Genomic DNA, 17,985 nt, shown 5'->3' with positions numbered 1-17,985 from the left:
TTATTCCATCTGCAATGCGTCAAAATCGTGGATGATGATTTCCGACCGCGTGATCTCCAGCACGCCCTCCGCCCTCAGCTTGTCGAGTGTCTGCGTCACCCATTGCCGCGTCGCGCCCACGACAAAGGCGATCTGCTCATAGGTGATCGTCCGGTCGATGATGATCGCCTCACCTTCATGCCGCCCTTGCGCATCGGCGAAGATCACAAGGAATTGCCGCAGCCGTTCCGCCACCGATCGTGTGCCGAGCATCTGGATCAGCGCCGAATAGCATTTGCCCTTGGCAATCAGCCCGTGGATCACCGCAATCGCCACATCCGGGATCTCGCGCACGAGCTTCTGAAGGCTCATCCCCGACAGAAACACCATCTCGCAATCCTCGACGGCATCCGCCGACCAGACATGCCGCCCGCGCCCGAACACTTCGGGGCCTCCGATGAAATGCCCGGGCGTCCAGTACGCCAGTGTAATCTCCCGCCCGCTCGGGCCAACGTAATAGGTTCGCGCCCGCCCCGCCTCGATGATCCAGACGCCCGTGTGGCTGTCGCCCTGATGAAAGATGCTCTGCCCCTTCGCGAAGGTACATCGCGTGCCCATCGTGCGCACCGCCTTCTGATCCTCCCGCGAAAGGCCGGTCAGAAAACCCGAACCCTCGTTGATCTCAAGCAGGTATTCCGACAGGTAGATCGCGCCCTGCGCGTCATCCTGCAATGCCTCGTCGCGGGGGTGGATCATGGGCGCGCCTCCGCCGCGAGATAAGCGGCGATCTCTGCGATCTCTTCATCCGGGATCGACAGTGCGGTCCCGTGCATCCCCGGCATTTCAGCCGCATCGCGCCGCCCGTCGCGAAAATCCTGCATCTGCTTGATCAGGTAATCAGGCTTCTGCGCGGTCAGGAACGGCACCGTGGGGTCACCCTCAACGCTGTTGTCGTGGCAGGTGACGCAGCCCAGATCGGTGAACCGCGCCGCGCCGGGGCCCGTGTGCTCAGAGGGGTAGGAGGCCGGTGCCTCCTGACGTGCGAACCACTCTGCAACGAAAGGGATGTCCTCCGGCTGAAGCTCTGTCACGATCGCAACCATCTGGCCCCCGTCATTCGTGCGATGCCCATCCCGGAAGGCCCGAACCTGCGCCTCGATATAAGCCTGTTTCTGCCCGCCGAGATTGGGAAACTTGCCCGTATGCGAGACACCGAAAAGGCCGTGGCACAGCGCGCAGGTCTCGTAGGCTGGGTATTGCGACGGATCATAGTCCGCCTGCGCGGCCGAGGCTGCGAGAATAAGGGCAAAGGCAAGCCCTCTAGCTTCCATTGTCCCGTGCCATAACGGTTGCAGACACCGAAAGCCGCTCGCCATTGGCGAATTCCAGCGTGAGTGTCACGATGTCGCCCGCATGCAGCGCCGCTTCGGGGCGCATCAGCATGACGTGAAGGCCGCCGGGCGCGAATGTCACGCTTTGCCCCGGTGCGAGACGGATCAGATCCACGGCACTCATCGTCGCGGTCCCGTCTTTCTCTTCGCTCCGGTGAAGATGCACGACGGCATAGCCGTCGGCTGCCACCCCGATCAGTTCCCGGTCCGTCCCGCCCTCGTTCGTCAGGGTGAAATAGGCAGCATGCGCCATGGCGCCGGGCGGTGCGAGGGGGATCGTCGCATCCGCCACCGTCAGCCCGCCCGCACATGCCACCGAAGGCAGCATCAGCGCCGCAAGCACAGAGCGGATCACTGCGTCATCTCCCGGCGATATGTGATCTGAAGGCGCGCCAGGAACTCCGCTGTGATGCCCGGATCGAACGGGGGCTACAGCTTCGCCCGCAGCGTTCCGTCCGGTGCAATCACCGAAACGGCAGAGCTGTGCTGAACCTCGTAATACCCTGTATGGTCGGGCTTCATCAGCCGATAGAAGCTGTCGGTGGCCTCCACCAGCGTGTTTATCTGCTCGCGCTCGCCGGTGAAGCTTTCGAACTCGGGGTGAAAGAATTTCGCATACTCGCTGATCACCTCGGCATCCCTGTCCGGGTCGACCGAGATGAACGCCACCTTCGGCACGCTGTCGGGGCGCACCCGCATCCCTGTCTCCGAAATCGCGGCCTCGAGGTTGCCGAGCGTGAAGGGGCAGACATCGGGGCAGGACAGAAAGCCGAACATCACGATCGTCCAGTTCCCGATCAGGTCGGCTTCGGAGAAGGTTTCGCCCAGTTCGTTCGTGAAAGCGAACGGCGGGATTTCCACTGGCGCATCCAGCATGACCCCCTGCACCTGAGCCGGGGCGGGTGTGGCAAGAAGAGTGAAGAGAAGGATCGCAAGCCGTTTCATGCGTTCTGATCCTCGAACGCCTTGCGGCTTTCCGCCTTGATCGTGTCGAGGCAGAACTGCCGTGCCTTGATGTACTCGGGGGTGGAGGCCATGTCGGTCGTCCGCGGGCGCGGCAAAGTAATCGTCACATCCTCGATGATGCGCCCCGGTGCCGCGCTCATGATCAGCACGCGGTCGGCCAGAAACACCGCCTCGTCCACGTCGTGGGTCACGAAAACCACCGTCGTGCCGAACTGTCGCCATATGTCGAGAAGGCTTTCCTGCATCATCAACCGGGTCTGCGCGTCAAGCGCGCCGAAAGGCTCGTTCATCAGAAGAACAGACGGGTAATTCGCTAGCGCCCGCGCGATCCCGACCCGCTGCTGCATGCCGCCTGACAGTTCGGCGGGATAGCGGTTATCCGGCCCAAACCACTCCACCGCAATCGCAAGCATCGCCCGGCGCTTCTCGACCGTACCCGGCGTCCAGTTCGCAGACTTCTCATGAACGCGGAAGAACGTCTCCACGGCCTCGCCTATACTTGGATACCCTGACCCTGCTTCATCGGCCGTTAGGGCGGCTGAGAGCGCCCTAACGGCTCCTGTGAAGTCGTACGTCTCCAGACCCTCGGAATGCTGCAAGATCGCCTTGTATGCGCCGATCCGGGCCTTCCTGATCTCGTCCAGAACCCTCGGAATGTGGTCGCGGTACTGCTCCCGGGGCAGACCTGTCGCCGCGAAGAAGGCATCCAGTTCCGACCTGGCATGATCCGACCCGACCAGATGCCAGAACTCAGAGTTCCCGTCTTCCAGCATCGCAAGTGACGTGGAGTAGCTTTGCCGCTGGCTTTCGATCAGAGGGCCTCCGGCGTCGATCCGCCGCTTGCCGTCCTCCAATTGCGCCCGGAAGTAATCCCGGACTTTCGATCTTAGTTCCGCGTGATCCATTCCTGCTCGCGATACGATTTTCTCTGCCTCAACGCCGCAAACTGCAAGATGTCGCGCGAGCATGCCAGCCTCTCTGGGGCATCGCGTATGAAGTGAGATGCGAATGCTTCTGCGGGGCTTTTTCGGGTCTGTGTTCGGTATCGGCCAACGGAAGTAAAATACGCCGTGCCGTGAGGTACTCAGGTAGCTAGGAAGTTGCATCGTGTGTCACACCTGTGTGTCACACCGCTCTAATGTTTAGCTAACCTACTGACCTGTAAGGTGATGGTGGAGCCAAGGGGAGTCGAACCCCTGACCTCTTGCATGCCATGCAAGCGCTCTCCCAACTGAGCTATGGCCCCTTACCGGGCGGAGGCAACCGCCTCCGCCCGCAGGTCTCTATGGCAGTGGCCGCGCCGTTTCAAGCGAAATCCGCCTGACCGGCCCCGGCCTCAGTCGTCGTCGTCCGACGCGACATCCGCGATATCGTCGAGCGAGACATCGTCGTCATCGTCATCGTCATCGAGAACGTCATCGCCGAGATCGACATCATTGCCGTCATCGTCGTCGTCGTCGAGAACGACATCATCGTCGTCGATCAGCTCGTCTTCCTTGGAATCGGCGTCAGCCTTGTCGGCGACCATCACGCGGGTCGTCTTGCCGGTATCGAGCGTGACCACCTCGCCCGTATAGGGGCTGACGATCGGGTCTTTGTTGAGGTCGTAGAAGCGCTTGCCGGTGGTCGGGCAAACCCGCTTCGTGCCCCACTCTTCCTTGGGCATGTGCCGTCCTTCTTTTCTGATGTCTGGCGAATTGGTCGTGTCCCCTGCCACAAGCCGGGCGGGGTGTCAAAACCTTTCCGTGGGAGGGCGTGACGGGTTATGGTCGGACGAGGCAGGAAGCAGGGGCCGGACGGGGCATGTCGCATGAAATTCTGACACTCGAAGGGGCGGAGCCGATCGAGGTTCTCGTGCGCCGGTCGGCGCAGGCGCGGCGTCTTTCACTGCGCGTGTCGAGCCTCGATGGCCGGGTTACGCTGACGGTGCCGCGCCGCGCGCGGATGAGCGAGGCGCGCGCCTTCGTGGAAAGCCGGCGGCCCTGGATCGAAGGGGCTCGGGGCCGCTCTCCCGGCCTTGTCACGGTCGCCGACGGGGTGGTGCTTCCGGTGCTTGGCGAGCCCGTCACGGTGGTCGCAGGGCCCGGCCGGCGGGCGACGCTGGACGGCGCGCGGCTTGTCGTGCCGGCGCGCGCGCCGGCCAGCTCCGCCCTCGGCGTTCTGAAGGCCGAAGCCAGGGACAGGCTCGCCCGGGCATCCGACCGGTATGCAGGTGCGCTCGGGCTTGAATACAGCGCGCTGGCGCTCCGCGACACCAGATCTCGCTGGGGGTCCTGCACGGCCGAAGGGCGGCTCATGTATTCTTGGCGTCTCGTGATGGCGCCGCCCGAGGTGCTCGATTACGTGGCCGCGCACGAGGTCGCGCATCTGCGGCATATGGATCATTCGCCCGCCTTCTGGTCGGTCGTGGCCGGGCTCTGTCCGGACTGGAAGGCTCATCGTAGCTGGCTGCGGCACCATGGGTCCGGGCTTCACCGCTACCGCTTCGAGGATTGACGGGCAGCGGGCAGAGGGGACACTCTGCGACCCATGCTTATCCAGTCCGGCCGCCCCATCGATGGACAGACCGCCGCCCATGAGCGGGTGTACCGGTCATTGCGCGCACGCATCATGCATGGCGAAATCGCCCCCGGCGCGGCGCTGACGCTCCGGGGCATCGGGGCGGAATTCGAGGTGTCGATGACGCCTGCGCGCGAGGCTGTGCGGCGGCTCGTGGCGGAAGGGGCGCTGACGCTCTCGAGCTCGGGCAGGGTGGCGACGCCGGAGTTGCAGAATGACCGGATCGAGGAACTTGCCGCGCTGCGTGCGCTGATCGAAACCGAACTCGCCAGCCGGGCCTTGCCGCGGGCACATATGGCGCTGATCGAGCGGCTCGAGGCGATCAATGCAACGATCGCCGATTCGGTCGTGCGGGGCGATGCGGTGGGCTACATCCGCCGGAACCTGGAATTCCACCGCGCCCTTTACCTGCGCGCCCAGGCGCCCGCGATGCTCGCCATGGCAGAGACGGTCTGGCTTCAGCTCGGGCCGACGATGCGCAAGCTCTATGGGCGGCTGAGGCGGACGGAAGTGCCACCGAACCATAAGCTTATCGTCGCGGCCCTCCGCGCCGGCGACGAACCGGGATTGCGGCTCGCGGTACGCTCCGATGTGACCCAGGGGCTCAGAATGCTGGTTGCGGAGGAGGGGGCCAGCCCCCTCTGACGGGCTCGCGCCCGCCATTCACCCCCGGAGTATTTCGGCCAAAATGAAGATCCGATGCTTCATTTTGGCCGAAATACTCCGGGGTGTGGGGCAGAGCCCCACATCGGTCGCCGCCGTCAGGCGGCGAAAGCCCTGTCAGCTGTGGATCGGGCCGTCGCCGCAGGCCAGGGCGGCCTCGCGTACCGCTTCCGAATAGGTCGGGTGCGCGTGGCAGGTGCGGGCCAGATCCTCGGCCGCCGCGCCGAATTCCATCGCGACGCAGACCTCGTGGATCAGATCGCCCACCATCGGCCCGATCATGTGGGCGCCGAGAATGCGGTCGGTTTCCGCATCCGCCAGGATCTTCACAAAGCCATCGCCCGCGAAATTCGCTTTCGCGCGCCCGTTCCCCATGAACATGAACTTGCCCGCCTTGTAGGCGCGGCCGTCGTCTTTCAGCTGTTCCTCGGTCTTTCCGACGCTCGCCACCTCGGGGTGCGTGTAGATCACACCGGGTATCACGTCATAGTTAACATGTCCTTGCTGCCCCGCGAGGGTCTCGGCGACCCCCATCCCTTCGTCTTCGGCCTTGTGGGCGAGCATCGGCCCCGCGATGCAGTCGCCGATGGCGTAGATCCCGTCGACGGAAGTCTTCCAATGCGCGTCGGTCTTCACCATTCCGCGCTCCGTCACCTCGACGCCGAGCGCTTCGAGCCCCAGCCCGTGCGTATAGGGCCGCCGCCCCGTCGCAACGAGGACGGTATCGGCGTCAAGCATGTGCTCGCTGTCGTCCTTCCGAAGCTTGTAGGTGACTTTCGCCTTGGTTTTCAGGGCTTCAACCCCTTGCACGGCCGCGCCGAGGATGAAGGTCATACCCTGTTTTTTCAGGATCCGCTGGAAGGTTTTCTGCACCTCGGCGTCCATGCCCGGCGTGATGTGATCGAGGAATTCAACCACCGTCACCTCTGCGCCGAGGCGGCTGTAGACCGAGCCCATCTCGAGCCCGATGACGCCCGCGCCGATCACCACGAGTTTCTTTGGGATCTTGCCGAGTTCGAGGGCGCCGGTGGAGGTGACGACGGTTTTTTCGTCGATGTCGACGCCGGGGAGGGTGGAGGATTCCGAACCCGTTGCGATCACGATGTTCTTCGTGTCATGGACCTCGTCGCCGACCTTCACCTTGCCTGCTTCGGGGATCGATCCCCAGCCCTTCAGCCAGTCGATCTTGTTCTTCTTGAACAGGAATTCGATGCCCTTCGTGTTCTGGCCGATCACGTCGGACTTATAGGCCAGCATCTTCTCCCAATCGACCTTCGGTTTGGCGCCCATGAGCCCCATTTTCTCAAAGTTTTCATGGGTTTCGTGCAGCTGATGGGTGGCGTGCAAGAGGGCCTTCGACGGGATGCAGCCCACGTTCAGGCAGGTGCCGCCCAGGGTCTCGCGGCCTTCGACGCAGGCGGTCTTCAGGCCCAGCTGCGCGCAGCGGATCGCGCAGACATAACCCCCCGGCCCCGAACCGATTACGATGACGTCATAGCTGGCCATTAAGACCTCCTTAAGATTGATTACCTGCCATTTTCGGGGCGCACAGGGCGTACACAGCGCGTACACAACCCGTACACAGATGCCGGCGTACGGTGCCCCCTTACGAACCGTGCGGCGCGTTCGGACATTCTTAGAGCGCCAGGAAGTAGAGGATGAGGGTCGCAAGGAATGCGACGAACCAGACGAGGGTGCGAACCCCGCGGATGCCGAACATGTAGGCCGGCACATAGATCAGGCGGCAGATGAGAAAGACCTGCGCGGCCAGAAGGCTTGCCCCGGAACTTTGATCGCGCAGCGCGATCACGATCACCGGCGGGGCGAAGAGCGCCATGGCGGTGACCGAGTTGTTGATCGCCCGGTCGAGACGGCCAAGCATACCCTCGAGCGTGCGGCCCTCGTCACGTGACGAGAGGAGATAACCCATATCGACCGTGGCCATCATCCCAGTCACCTTCGCGCCGAGAACGAGCGCGGTGTAAAGGCCGTAGACGAGAAGAATCGTCAGTTCCGATCCAAGCATCACGTGGGCTCCTTCATGGTTCTGCCGGACAGAAACATGCCCGTCCGGTGGATGTCCATGTCGTCTTATATGTTTTCGTCACGGCAGGCGGGTGCATCGGTCAGGCCTCGCAGATCACGGGGGCGGCCAGGAGGGTGTCGGCATATTGCGCGCCCTGTTTGCGGGTTGCCTCTTCGATCACGGCGCGGGGGGCGTTCGCCCAGCGGCAATCGGGATCGCGGGCGATTTCCGCCTTGGCGAGGCGGATGCGCTGATCGAGCGTGCGGGGTTCGCGCGGGTCGAAGGTGAAGAGGTGGAAGCGCGCGCCCTCGTGGAACTGGGTGGAGCCGAAGTGGCGGACGGCGACATCGCCGGGCATGGGGGCGCAGGCGGACACTATCGAGAGTGTTGCCGCAACGGCCATGCAGTGCCCCGGCCCGAATAGCGGCGCAGCCGCCGGGCGAGCGCCTGCCCGTCCCGGCGGGCTGGCGCTTTGGTGCTGTTCCGCTCGGAACGGCCGGTCGGCGGGCTTGTGAGATAAATCGCCTTCGCTCGAGCCCTGGAGCGCCATCCCACGGGCAGGCGCCCGCCCGGCTTTCGTCAGTGGTCTCACCCTACAAATCCATCAACAGCCGCCGAGGATCCTCCAGCGCCTCCTTCACCCGGACGAGGAAGGTCACCGCCCCCTTACCATCCACGATCCGGTGGTCGTAGCTCAGCGCCAGGTACATCATCGGGCGGATCACGATTTCGCCGTTCACGACCATCGGCCGCTCCTGGATCTTGTGCATACCGAGGATGCCCGATTGCGGCGGGTTCAGGATCGGCGAGGACATGAGCGAGCCATAGACGCCGCCGTTCGAGATGGTGAAGGTGCCGCCCTGCATTTCGGCCATGGACAGCTTGCCGTCGCGGGCGCGGCGACCCTTTTCGGCGATGGCCTTCTCGATCGCGGCGAAGGACATCTGGTCGGCGTCGCGGATCACCGGGACGACGAGGCCGGTGGGCGTGCCGGCGGCGATGCCCATGTGGACGAAGTTCTTGTAGACGATATCGGTGCCGTCGATTTCGGCGTTGACCTCGGGCACCTCCTTCAGCGCGTGGCAGCAGGCCTTGGTGAAGAAGGACATGAAGCCGAGGCGCACGCCGTGCTTTTTCTCGAAGAGATCCTTGTATTCGTTGCGGAGCGCCATGACGGCGGACATGTCGACCTCGTTATAGGTCGTGAGCATGGCCGCCGTGTTCTGCGCGTCCTTCAGGCGGCGCGCGATTGTCTGGCGGAGGCGGGTCATCTTGACCCGCTCCTCGCGGGCCTCGTCCTCTGCCGCGACCGGGGAGCGGGGCACGGAGACGGGTTCGGGCGCCGGGGCCCTGGCCGCGGCGGCGCCGGCGGCGATCGCCTTCTGCACATCCTCTTTCATGATCCGGCCGTCCTTGCCGGTGCCCGTCACCTGATCGGGGGAGAGGCCCTTTTCGGCCATCATCTTCTTGGCCGAAGGGGCGTCTTCGGTGTCTTTTCCATCGCGCTGCGCCTCGTGATGTTCGACGGGGCCGTCGGAGGAGGGTGCGGCGGCCGGGGCCGCGGCAGCTGCGCCCGCGCCAGTCGTCATCTGGGCGAGCGTGCCGCCCGCTTCGACGGTTTCGCCCTCGCCCTTCAGGATTTTCGTCAGGGTGCCGGCGGCAGGTGCGGGAACCTCGACCGAGACCTTATCGGTTTCGAGCTCGCAGAGCATTTCGTCGGCGGCGACGCTGTCGCCTTCCTTCTTGAACCAGGTGGCGACGGTGGCCTCGGTGACGCTTTCGCCCAGCGTGGGGACGGGAACGTCGATGGTGTCGCCGCCGCCGCCCGCATCGCTTTTCGCAGAGGGTTTTTGTTCTTCGTGGTGTTCTTTCGGCCCGTCATCCGCGGGTTTTGCGCCGCCTTCGGAGATATTCGCCAGAAGCGCGTCGACGCCGACGGTCGCGCCTTCTTCGGCGACGATTTCCGACAGGGTTCCGGCGGCGGGCGAGGGCACTTCGACCGTCACCTTGTCGGTTTCCAGCTCGCAGAGCATTTCGTCGACGGCCACGGTGTCGCCCGGCTTCTTGAACCAGGTGGCGACGGTGGCCTCGGTGACGCTTTCCCCCAGCGTCGGCACGCGGACTTCGGTGCTCATTTTCTATTTCCCTTCGATGGTCAGCGCGTCGTCGACGAGCTGGGCTTGCTGTTTCTTGTGAGCGGAGGCGAGGCCGGTGGCGGGCGATGCCGCCGCGGCCCGGCCGATATAGACAGGCCGGGTGACCCGGGCGCCGATGCGGGTGAGAACCCATTCGATGTTGGGTTCCATGAATGTCCAGCCGCCCTGGTTCTTCGGCTCTTCCTGGCACCAGATGAAATCGGCGTTCTTGAAGCGTTCAAGCTCCTTCACCATAGAGAGGGCCGGGAACGGGTAGAACTGTTCGACGCGCAGGAGGTAGATGTCGTCGGTCCCGCGTTCGTCGCGTTCCTCGAGCAGGTCGAAGTAGACCTTGCCGGAGCACATCACGACGCGGCGGATCTTGTCGTCTGCGACAAGCTTGGTGTCGGAATTGCCCTGCTGGGCATCGTCCCAGAGGACGCGGTGGAAGCTTGAGCCGCTGGTGAACTCTTCGGCTTTCGAGACCGCGAGCTTGTGGCGGAGCAGGGACTTCGGCGTCATCAGGACGAGCGGTTTGCGGTAGTCGCGGTGCAGCTGGCGCCGCAGGATGTGGAAGTAGTTCGCCGGTGTCGTGCAGTTGGCGACGATCCAGTTGTCTTCCGCGCACATCTGCAGGAAGCGTTCGAGGCGGGCGGAGGAGTGTTCCGGCCCCTGGCCTTCGAAGCCGTGGGGCAGAAGCATCACGAGGCCCGACATGCGGAGCCACTTGCGTTCGCCCGAAGAGATGAACTGATCGAACATGATCTGGGCGCCGTTGGCGAAATCGCCGAACTGGGCCTCCCACAGCACCAGCGCGTTGGGTTCGGCGAGCGAGTAGCCGTATTCGAAGCCGAGGACGGCGTATTCCGAAAGCATCGAGTCGATGACTTCGTAGCGCGCCTGGCCCTGCCTGACGTTGTTGAGGGGGTAGTAGCGTTCCTCGGTTTCCTGGTTCACGAGGCCCGAATGGCGCTGCGAGAAGGTGCCGCGGGTGGAATCCTGGCCTGCGAGGCGGACGGGATAGCCCTCGGTCAGGAGAGAACCGAAGGCGAGCGCCTCGGCCGTGGCCCAGTCGAAGCCCTCGCCCGTATCGAACATGGCCTTCTTCGTTTCGAGAAGCCGTTCGACCGTCTTGTGGAGCGGGAAGCCGCCCGGCACGCGGGTGAGCGCCTTGCCGATCTCGGCCATCGTCTTTTTCGAGATTGCCGTCTTGCCGCGCTGGTACTTCTCGCCCTCCCGGTCGAGATGCGACCAGCGGCCGTCGAGCCAGTCGGCCTTGTTCGGCATGTAGGATTTGCCGGCCTCGAACTCTTCGTTGAGCCGGACCTGGAAGGCGGCCTTCATATCCTCGATTTCGCCTTCGGGGATCAGGCCTTCGCGCACGAGCCGTTCGGTATAGAGCGAGAGCGTCGTTTTGTGCCTCTTGATCTTCTTGTACATCAGCGGGTTCGTGAACATGGGCTCGTCGCCCTCGTTATGGCCGAACCGGCGGTAGCAGATGATGTCGATCACCACGTCTTTCTGGAACTTCTGGCGGAATTCGGTGGCGACCTTGGCGGCATGCACCACGGCCTCGGGATCGTCGCCGTTCACGTGGAAGATCGGAGCTTCCACGATCAGCGCGATATCGGTGGGGTAGGGCGAGGAGCGCGAGAAGTGGGGTGCGGTGGTGAAGCCGATCTGGTTGTTGACGACGAGGTGGATCGTGCCGCCCGTCTTGTGGCCGCGGATGCCCGACATCTGGAAACATTCCGCCACGACGCCCTGGCCCGCGAAGGCCGCGTCGCCGTGCAGCAGGATCGGGATCACGGTGGTGCGTTCGGGATCGTTGTTCTGATCCTGCTTGGCGCGCGCCTTGCCGATCACCACCGGGTTCACCGCCTCGAGATGCGAGGGGTTGGCGGTGAGCGAGAGGTGCACGGAATTGCCGTCGAATTCCCGGTCGGCCGAGGCGCCGAGGTGGTATTTCACGTCACCTGAACCATCGACATCCTCGGGCTTGAAGCTGCCGCCCTGGAATTCGTTGAAAATCGCCTTGTAGGGCTTGCCCATGACATTGGCGAGGACCGACAGCCGGCCCCGGTGAGGCATGCCGATCACGATATCCCTGACGCCCAGGGCGCCGCCCCGCTTGATGATCTGTTCCATCGCGGGCACCAGCGCCTCGCCGCCATCGAGGCCGAAGCGTTTCGTGCCCATGTATTTGACATGGAGGAATTTTTCGAAGCCTTCCGCCTCGACCAGCTTGTTCAGGATCGCGCGCCGGCCTTCGCGGGTGAAGGTGACTTCCTTGCCGTAGCCCTCGATCCGTTCCTTGAGCCAGGCGGCCTCCTGCGGGTTCGAGATGTGCATGTATTGCAGCGCGAAGGTGCCGCAATAGGTGCGCTTCACGATGGCGAGGATCTCGCGCATCGAGGCCATTTCGAGACCGAGCACGTTGTCGATGAAAATGGGCCGGTCCATGTCGGCCTCGGTGAAGCCGTAGGATTTGGGGTCGAGTTCTGGGTGGGGGGTTGTCTCGCGCATGCCGAGCGGGTCGAGATCGGCAACGAGGTGGCCCCGGATCCGGTAGGCGCGGATGATCATGAGGGCGCGGATACTGTCGAGCACGGCGCGCTTGATCTGGTCGTCGGTAACGGTGACGCCTTTTTCGGCGGCCTTGTCCTTCAGCTTGGCGATCGCGGTTTCTTCCGCCGCCGGGCCGAGATCGCCCCACTGGCCGTCGAGCGCGGCGGTGAGTTCGTCATCGGGCTGAGGCGGCCAGTCGCGGCGTGCCCAGCTGGGCCCCGCGGCCTCGCGCTTGGCGTCGACTTCCGAGTCGCCCAGCTGGCGGAAGAACTGCTGCCACGCCTCGTCGACCGCATTGGGGTCGGTCGCGAAGCGGGCGTAAAGCTGTTCGATGTATTCCGCGTTATGCCCTTGCAGGAAGGACGAGGCGTGGAACTGGTCGTTGGGGGTTTGATCGGTCATTGGGTTACCTCCCGGAAAATCGTTTCGCCGAGGCCCCGGCTCAGGGCCGGGGCGGCGGGGGCTGTCGGTTCAGGCAAGCGCCCGTAGGCCGGGCATTTGCCCGGCATTTCTGATCGTGCCGGTTTGAAGCCCGGCCTACGGGGGTGGGTTTCCTCATCCGATTGCCTCAAGCACGGCCTCGCCGAGCCCCGCGGGGCTGTCGGCGACGACGATGCCGGCGGATTTCATCGCTTCGATTTTCGATTCCGCGTCGCCCTTGCCGCCCGCGACGATCGCACCCGCGTGGCCCATGCGGCGGCCCGGGGGCGCGGTGCGGCCGGCGATGAAGCCCGCCGTGGGCTTCCAGCGGCCCTTCTTCTTTTCGTCGGCGAGGAACTGGGCGGCGTCTTCCTCCGCCTGACCGCCGATTTCGCCGATCATGATGATCGACTGCGTTTCATCGTCGGCGAGGAACCATTCGAGGACGTCGATATGCTCCGTTCCCTTGATCGGGTCGCCGCCGATGCCGACGCAGGTCGACTGGCCGAGGCCCACGTCGGTCGTCTGCTTCACCGCCTCGTAGGTGAGCGTGCCCGAGCGGGAGACGACGCCCACGGAGCCGCGCTTGTGGATGTGGCCCGGCATGATGCCGATCTTGCAGGCGTCGGGGGTGATGATGCCGGGGCAGTTCGGGCCGATCAGGATCGACGAAGACCCTTCGAGCGCGCGCTTGACCTTCATCATGTCGAGGACCGGGATGCCTTCGGTGATGCAGCAGATGAGCGGGATCTCGGCGTCGATCGCCTCGAGGATCGAATCCGCCGCGAAGGGGGGCGGGACGTAGATGACGGAGGCGTTGGCGCCGGTCGCGGCCACCGCCTCGTGGCAGGAGTTGAAGACCGGCAGGTCGAGATGGGTCTGCCCGCCTTTGCCGGGCGTCACGCCGCCCACCATCTTGGTGCCGTAAGCGATGGCCTGTTCGGAGTGGAAGGTGCCTTGCGAGCCGGTGAAGCCCTGGCAGATCACCTTGGTGTTTTCGTCGACGAGTACAGCCATGATATGGTCCTTACTTTCCTATCCGGGGAAGCTCATGGACACCTCTACGGTGCCCGGGGCTTCGTATCTGTGGCGGGTTATGGTTGAGACGCTTACGATCAGCGGCAGGCCGTTTCCCTGCCGCAGGGTCCATCGATGCAGGCCCGTTGTCTGCGCATAGGGGAACTGCGCGAATATGGTCTGGGCGACGAGCGCCGCGAACGGCACTTCCCGCATATGGGTGGTGGTGACGGTGCAGAGGCCTGCAGGGGCGCCGATATTCGGCACCTCGGCCTTGGCGGTGTCGGCGGGCGCGTCGAAGTAGTGGCTGGTGCCCAGCCTGACGCCGAAGTCGTTCACGCCCCGGTCCATGCCGCGATAGACGAAGCCGGCTTGCTGGAACAGCGCTTCGGGCGGGATGCCGGAGAGCATCGCGGTGATGCAGGTTCGCGTGGCGAGGGACACGTTGGCGCGCACGGCGTCGTCGAAGCTCTGCCCGTGGGCGGGCAGGGCGGCGAGGAGGATCAGAAGCGCGGCGCGGAGCATGGGGGATCAGTTCAGCCTGATGATGATGGCGGAGGTGCCGTCGTTCACGCATTCGCCGGAATTGCCGGCCTGGGCGTAACTGACGGTGATGACGGGGCGGGTGGACCAGACGGTGAAGCCTTCGCAGGGCAGGCGCGGGGCGTTCGCCTGCGAAGAGGGCTGGCCGGGCTGGACGCCGTTCGGAAAGAGGTACTCGCCGACCGCGAGGCCGATCGCCTCGGCCGTGGCGATGGGAAGCCGTTGCGACTGGAAGGTGCAGTAGCCCGGCGCGATGACGCCGAAGAGTTCGGGGGCCTGGATGTCGTAGCTGCCCTGATCGAGGCCCGGTGTCACGGTGAAGCCCGCCGCCTGGAGTGCGCCGGGCAGGGCCGCGTCCTGGTGCTGATGGCGAAGGCAGATCTCGGTCGCGAGCATCATGTTGGCGGTGGCCGCGTCTTGCGGCGTTTGCGCCGTGGCAGGGGCGGCGAGAAAGGTGGCGAGGAGGAGGAGTGTCTGGCGCATGTCAGTTCCCCGCTTCGATGTAGTTGAGGGAGACGAGTTCGAGCCCGTCGCCCTGGGACCCGGCCCAGACGAAGACCTGGCGTCCCGCAAGCGGTGTCTGAACCCCGAGGATGTGTGTCGCGAAGGCCGGGTCGATCAGGTGGAGCTGGCTGGCCGGCACGCCGTCGGGCATCAGCCCGCCAGCGACGAAAGTGTCGGGCAGCGCCTCGAACACCTTGCGCGCCTCGGCGGAGACGAGATTGGCCGGGATGCCGGGGCCCTCGTTCGACTCGTGCATGCTGTGCATTTCCGCCGCCTCGGCATGCTGGCCGAAGCTTCGGGGAAAGCCCCAGAGGCCGCTTGCCTCGCAGAGGACGGCGAGCCGCCCCGGAAGCCCCAGAAGCTCGACCCGGAAGGACACGCCGTTTTCCACCCGGAAGGCGACGACCACCTGGCCGTCGGGGCTGGTGGAGACGAGCTGTTCGCCCATCGGCCCGGTGGCGGGATGGGTGTTGAGATAGCCCTGCGGATCGCTGAGCGCGGTACCGCAATAGGTGCTGAAGGTGCGCCAGTGGGCGGCCACCGCCGTTGGCAGATCGGGCGTCTGGGCGGCGGCGGGCAGGCCGAGGCCGGGGAGAAGGAGGGCGAGCGCGGCACGCCTCATGGCTGCCCCCCCTCGGACGAGACGTAGAAGCTGACCGCGCCGTATTCGGCCTGGGCCGTGGCGATGGCATCGAGATCGGGCCAGAGCCCGGTCATGTGAAAGACGTACCAGTCGCCGGAATGGAACGCCTCGGGGCTTTCGCCCGGATCCCACATCGGTGTGACGATGGGGATGCGTCCGCCGATCACTTCCGCCGCCGTACGTTGCAGGATCGGATAGAGGATATCGGCCACTTCCGGCGCTTCGGGAAAGTCCGGCAGGGTGGCATGGATCGCGCAGGTGCGGCGGGTGCGGTCGCTGAGCGTGGTGAGTTCGACGTAATCGGTGACGCCTTCGGACTGGGCGGTGTGGACGAGAAGGTATTTCCCGTCCGGCGAGCGGTAGAGCACATCCTCGCCCGCCGGGCCCGGCAGGGTGAGGGAGGCGATGTAGGTTTCGGGATCGATGAGGGCGGCGGGGCAGACGGAGGCGAAGCGGTCGAAGGCCGCGCGGATGGAGGGGCCGGGGTCGGCCAGGGCCGGGGTGGCCAGGGCAAGGGCCGCGAGGGCGAGGATATGGCGGGCGCGGTCAGCCATCGGCATGGGTTCGGGATACGGTGATCATCCAGTGCCCTTCGGGCAGGCGGACCGCGCGGAAGCCCGTGACATGGCTGGCGGCGGCCCAGATATCGGCGCGCACTGCCTCGTTTTGCGTGCTGTCATGGGGGGCGGAGCCCATGCGGGCGCGGAAATCGGCGCGCATCCGGTCCGGCGCCTCGGCGAAGAGGCGCACGAAGCAGAGAGACTTCTGGCGCTTTCTCATCAGGCCGCGCCGTTCGGTCGCCGTGGAGGCAAGGATCGCTCCGCCGCCGATCTCCATGAAGAAATTCTGCGCGCGTGCGGCGTTGATGAGATCGGTCTCGAACAGGTTGCGGAGGTCGGGCGAAGCCGTCTTCCAGCCCGCGGCAGCCAGAGCGGTGGCGGCCGCGTTCTGGGAAAGATTGCGGGCGCAGACCGATTGGAACGTGTCGAGGGCCGTGGGGGCGGGTTGGGCGGTGGCGGGCGTGGCCGCGACGAGCGCCATAAGGGCGAGGCCAGCCGCCGTGGACCCGGATTGCGATATGTTTGCCACGTCCTTCATCACCGTCGGATGATCACCTGTGCGGCGCCGTGTTCAGTGTACATGTGCGCCCAGACCGGCAGCGTGGACATGTCGGTGCGGGCGCGCACTGTTTCCGGGGTGGGGGAATTGATCACCGGGCCGCAGAACCCGAGGAACCGCCCCCAGAGGGTGCTTACCTCTGTGGTGAGGCCGCTCGCCGCTGCGGGACCCAGAGCGAGCAGCGTCAGAGCAGCCGATGTGCCTGCGAGGAGGAAGGCCCGGCGCATGGATCAGCCTTTGACCGCCGCCACGATCTTTTCCGCGCCGTCCTTCAGGTCGTCGGCGGCGATGACGTTGAGGCCGGAATTGCGGATGATTTCCTTGCCCTCTTCGACATTCGTGCCTTCGAGGCGGACGACGAGGGGCACTTCGAGGCCCACTTCCTTCACCGCCGCCACCACGCCTTCGGCGATGATGTCGCAGCGCATGATGCCGCCGAAGATGTTGACGAGGATGCCTTTGACGTTCGGGTCGGAGGTGATGATCTTGAAGGCCTCGGTCACCTTTTCCTTCGTTGCGCCGCCGCCCACGTCGAGGAAGTTCGCGGGTTCAGAGCCGTAGAGCTTGATGATGTCCATCGTGGCCATGGCGAGGCCCGCGCCGTTCACCATGCAGCCGATTTCGCCATCGAGCGCGATGTAGTTGAGATCGTATTTCGAGGCGGCGAGTTCCTTGGGGTCTTCCTCGGTTTCGTCGCGGAGCGCCGCGATCTCCTGGTGGCGGTAGACCGCGTTGCCGTCGAAGCCCATCTTGGCGTCAAGGCATTTCAGATCGCCCTTGTCCGTGACGATGAGGGGGTTGATCTCCAGCATCTCCATGTCTTTTTCGGTGAAGAGCTTGTAGAGCGTGCCCATCAGCGCCACGCATTGCTTGACCTGCGGGCCTTCGAGGCCGAGCGAGAAGGCGATGCGGCGGCCGTGGAACGGCTGGTAACCCGTGGCGGGATCGACGGAGAAGGACAGGATCTTGTCGGGGGTCTTTTCGGCCACCTCCTCGATATCCATGCCGCCTTCGGTGGAGGCGACGTAGGAAACGCGGCTGTTCTGACGATCGACGAGAAGGGCGAGGTAAAGCTCGCGGTCGATGCCCGAGCCGTCCTCGATATAGACGCGGCCGACCTGCTTGCCCGAGGGGCCGGTTTGCTTGGTGACGAGCGTGCGACCGAGCATCTTCTTGGCCTCGGACGCGGCCTCTTCCACGGACCTGGCGATGCGGACGCCGCCCTTGTCGCCCGCGTCGGCCTCCTTGAACGTGCCCTTGCCGCGGCCGCCGGCGTGGATCTGGGCCTTCACGACCCACATGGGCCCGTCGAGTTCGCCCGCCGCCGTCTTGGCGTCTTCGGCCCGGAGGACGACGCGACCATCGGAGACCGGTGCACCGTATTCGCGGAGGAGGGCCTTGGCCTGGTATTCGTGGATGTTCATTGAGATGTTCCCCTTGGGCTCGTTTCCC

The 17,985-nt window shown here is 64.8% G+C and carries 21 protein-coding genes, 1 tRNA gene and 1 pseudogene; 2 read left to right on the top strand and 21 right to left on the bottom strand.

Annotation, left to right across the window (positions count from 1 at the left end; translation table 11 throughout):
- From RXV90_RS14650 to RXV90_RS14620, 8 genes and pseudogenes are all read right to left on the bottom strand, one after another.
- Entirely contained in the window at positions 1 to 735 is a 735-nt protein-coding gene (locus RXV90_RS14650; protein WP_316649563.1) for a Crp/Fnr family transcriptional regulator, read from the bottom strand.
- Positions 732 to 1,310, bottom strand: coding sequence for a c-type cytochrome (locus RXV90_RS14645; protein ID WP_316649562.1), 579 nt, complete (start codon positions 1,308 to 1,310; stop codon positions 732 to 734). Before RXV90_RS14645 ends, RXV90_RS14650 begins: the two co-directional genes overlap by 4 nt.
- On the bottom strand, positions 1,300 to 1,725 hold the full coding sequence (locus RXV90_RS14640; protein ID WP_316649561.1) for a copper chaperone PCu(A)C: 426 nt from the start codon (positions 1,723 to 1,725) through the stop codon (positions 1,300 to 1,302). Before RXV90_RS14640 ends, RXV90_RS14645 begins: the two co-directional genes overlap by 11 nt.
- 74 nt (positions 1,726 to 1,799) lie before the next feature.
- A complete protein-coding gene (locus RXV90_RS14635) occupies positions 1,800 to 2,315 on the bottom strand; it encodes an SCO family protein (RefSeq protein WP_316649559.1) in 516 nt (171 codons plus the stop codon).
- Entirely contained in the window at positions 2,312 to 3,241 is a 930-nt protein-coding gene (locus RXV90_RS14630) for an ABC transporter ATP-binding protein (RefSeq protein WP_316649558.1), read from the bottom strand. The genes RXV90_RS14635 and RXV90_RS14630 overlap by 4 nt, the downstream gene beginning before the upstream one ends.
- 51 nt (positions 3,242 to 3,292) lie before the next feature.
- A pseudogene (locus RXV90_RS25855) lies at positions 3,293 to 3,442 on the bottom strand (DUF6538 domain-containing protein); the annotation flags it as partial.
- Positions 3,443 to 3,506: 64 nt separating this feature from the next.
- Positions 3,507 to 3,582: transfer RNA gene (locus RXV90_RS14625), tRNA-Ala, on the bottom strand.
- 90 nt (positions 3,583 to 3,672) lie between these two features.
- Positions 3,673 to 4,002, bottom strand: coding sequence for a TIGR02300 family protein (locus RXV90_RS14620; protein WP_316649557.1), 330 nt, complete (start codon positions 4,000 to 4,002; stop codon positions 3,673 to 3,675).
- Between the two features lie 137 nt (positions 4,003 to 4,139).
- Here RXV90_RS14620 and RXV90_RS14615 point away from each other — a divergent pair, with 137 nt between their 5' ends.
- Entirely contained in the window at positions 4,140 to 4,832 is a 693-nt protein-coding gene (locus tag RXV90_RS14615) for a M48 family metallopeptidase (protein WP_316649556.1), read from the top strand.
- A gap of 33 nt (positions 4,833 to 4,865) precedes the next feature.
- Entirely contained in the window at positions 4,866 to 5,540 is a 675-nt protein-coding gene (locus RXV90_RS14610) for a GntR family transcriptional regulator (protein ID WP_316649555.1), read from the top strand.
- A 135-nt stretch (positions 5,541 to 5,675) separates the two neighbouring features.
- On the opposite strand, the gene lpdA is transcribed toward RXV90_RS14610, so the two are convergent.
- From lpdA to sucC, 13 genes are all read right to left on the bottom strand, one after another.
- Positions 5,676 to 7,064, bottom strand: coding sequence for a dihydrolipoyl dehydrogenase (lpdA, locus tag RXV90_RS14605; RefSeq protein WP_316649554.1), 1,389 nt, complete (start codon positions 7,062 to 7,064; stop codon positions 5,676 to 5,678).
- 130 nt (positions 7,065 to 7,194) lie between these two features.
- On the bottom strand, positions 7,195 to 7,584 hold the full coding sequence (locus RXV90_RS14600) for an MAPEG family protein (RefSeq protein WP_316649553.1): 390 nt from the start codon (positions 7,582 to 7,584) through the stop codon (positions 7,195 to 7,197).
- A gap of 100 nt (positions 7,585 to 7,684) precedes the next feature.
- Positions 7,685 to 7,987 carry a hypothetical protein gene (locus RXV90_RS14595; RefSeq protein ID WP_316649551.1) on the bottom strand — a complete coding sequence of 101 codons (303 nt, stop codon included), beginning with the start codon at positions 7,985 to 7,987 and terminating at the stop codon, positions 7,685 to 7,687.
- A 190-nt stretch (positions 7,988 to 8,177) separates the two neighbouring features.
- Entirely contained in the window at positions 8,178 to 9,719 is a 1,542-nt protein-coding gene (odhB, locus tag RXV90_RS14590; RefSeq protein WP_316649550.1) for a 2-oxoglutarate dehydrogenase complex dihydrolipoyllysine-residue succinyltransferase, read from the bottom strand.
- Positions 9,720 to 9,722: 3 nt separating this feature from the next.
- Complete coding sequence (locus RXV90_RS14585; protein ID WP_316649549.1) at positions 9,723 to 12,689, bottom strand: 2-oxoglutarate dehydrogenase E1 component; 2,967 nt, start codon at positions 12,687 to 12,689, stop codon at positions 9,723 to 9,725.
- A 153-nt stretch (positions 12,690 to 12,842) separates the two neighbouring features.
- Positions 12,843 to 13,724, bottom strand: coding sequence for a succinate--CoA ligase subunit alpha (sucD, locus tag RXV90_RS14580; RefSeq protein ID WP_316649548.1), 882 nt, complete (start codon positions 13,722 to 13,724; stop codon positions 12,843 to 12,845).
- A gap of 18 nt (positions 13,725 to 13,742) precedes the next feature.
- Positions 13,743 to 14,249: a hypothetical protein gene (locus RXV90_RS14575; protein ID WP_316649547.1), complete on the bottom strand. Its 507-nt coding sequence runs from the start codon at positions 14,247 to 14,249 to the stop codon at positions 13,743 to 13,745.
- Between the two features lie 6 nt (positions 14,250 to 14,255).
- A complete protein-coding gene (locus RXV90_RS14570) occupies positions 14,256 to 14,750 on the bottom strand; it encodes a hypothetical protein (RefSeq protein WP_316649546.1) in 495 nt (164 codons plus the stop codon).
- 1 nt (position 14,751) lies between these two features.
- Positions 14,752 to 15,393: a hypothetical protein gene (locus RXV90_RS14565; RefSeq protein WP_316649545.1), complete on the bottom strand. Its 642-nt coding sequence runs from the start codon at positions 15,391 to 15,393 to the stop codon at positions 14,752 to 14,754.
- Positions 15,390 to 15,974 carry a hypothetical protein gene (locus tag RXV90_RS14560; protein WP_316649544.1) on the bottom strand — a complete coding sequence of 195 codons (585 nt, stop codon included), beginning with the start codon at positions 15,972 to 15,974 and terminating at the stop codon, positions 15,390 to 15,392. The genes RXV90_RS14565 and RXV90_RS14560 overlap by 4 nt, the downstream gene beginning before the upstream one ends.
- On the bottom strand, positions 15,961 to 16,512 hold the full coding sequence (locus RXV90_RS14555; protein ID WP_316649543.1) for a hypothetical protein: 552 nt from the start codon (positions 16,510 to 16,512) through the stop codon (positions 15,961 to 15,963). The genes RXV90_RS14560 and RXV90_RS14555 overlap by 14 nt, the downstream gene beginning before the upstream one ends.
- Positions 16,512 to 16,760, bottom strand: a complete 249-nt coding sequence (locus RXV90_RS14550; RefSeq protein WP_316649542.1) for a hypothetical protein — start codon at positions 16,758 to 16,760, stop codon at positions 16,512 to 16,514. The genes RXV90_RS14555 and RXV90_RS14550 overlap by 1 nt, the downstream gene beginning before the upstream one ends.
- A 3-nt stretch (positions 16,761 to 16,763) precedes the next feature.
- The gene (gene sucC / locus RXV90_RS14545) at positions 16,764 to 17,957 is read right to left on the bottom strand and encodes an ADP-forming succinate--CoA ligase subunit beta (RefSeq protein WP_316649541.1); all 1,194 of its coding nucleotides are present in this window, start codon (positions 17,955 to 17,957) and stop codon (positions 16,764 to 16,766) included.
- Between the last annotated feature and the right edge of the window lie 28 nt (positions 17,958 to 17,985).

The organism is Ovoidimarina sediminis (assembly GCF_032586175.1).
GTDB classification, from domain to species: Bacteria; Pseudomonadota; Alphaproteobacteria; order Rhodobacterales; family Rhodobacteraceae; genus Ovoidimarina; species Ovoidimarina sediminis.
Note: the sequence above shows the minus strand (reverse complement) of the source record. Positions and strands in the feature narration are given on the sequence as shown.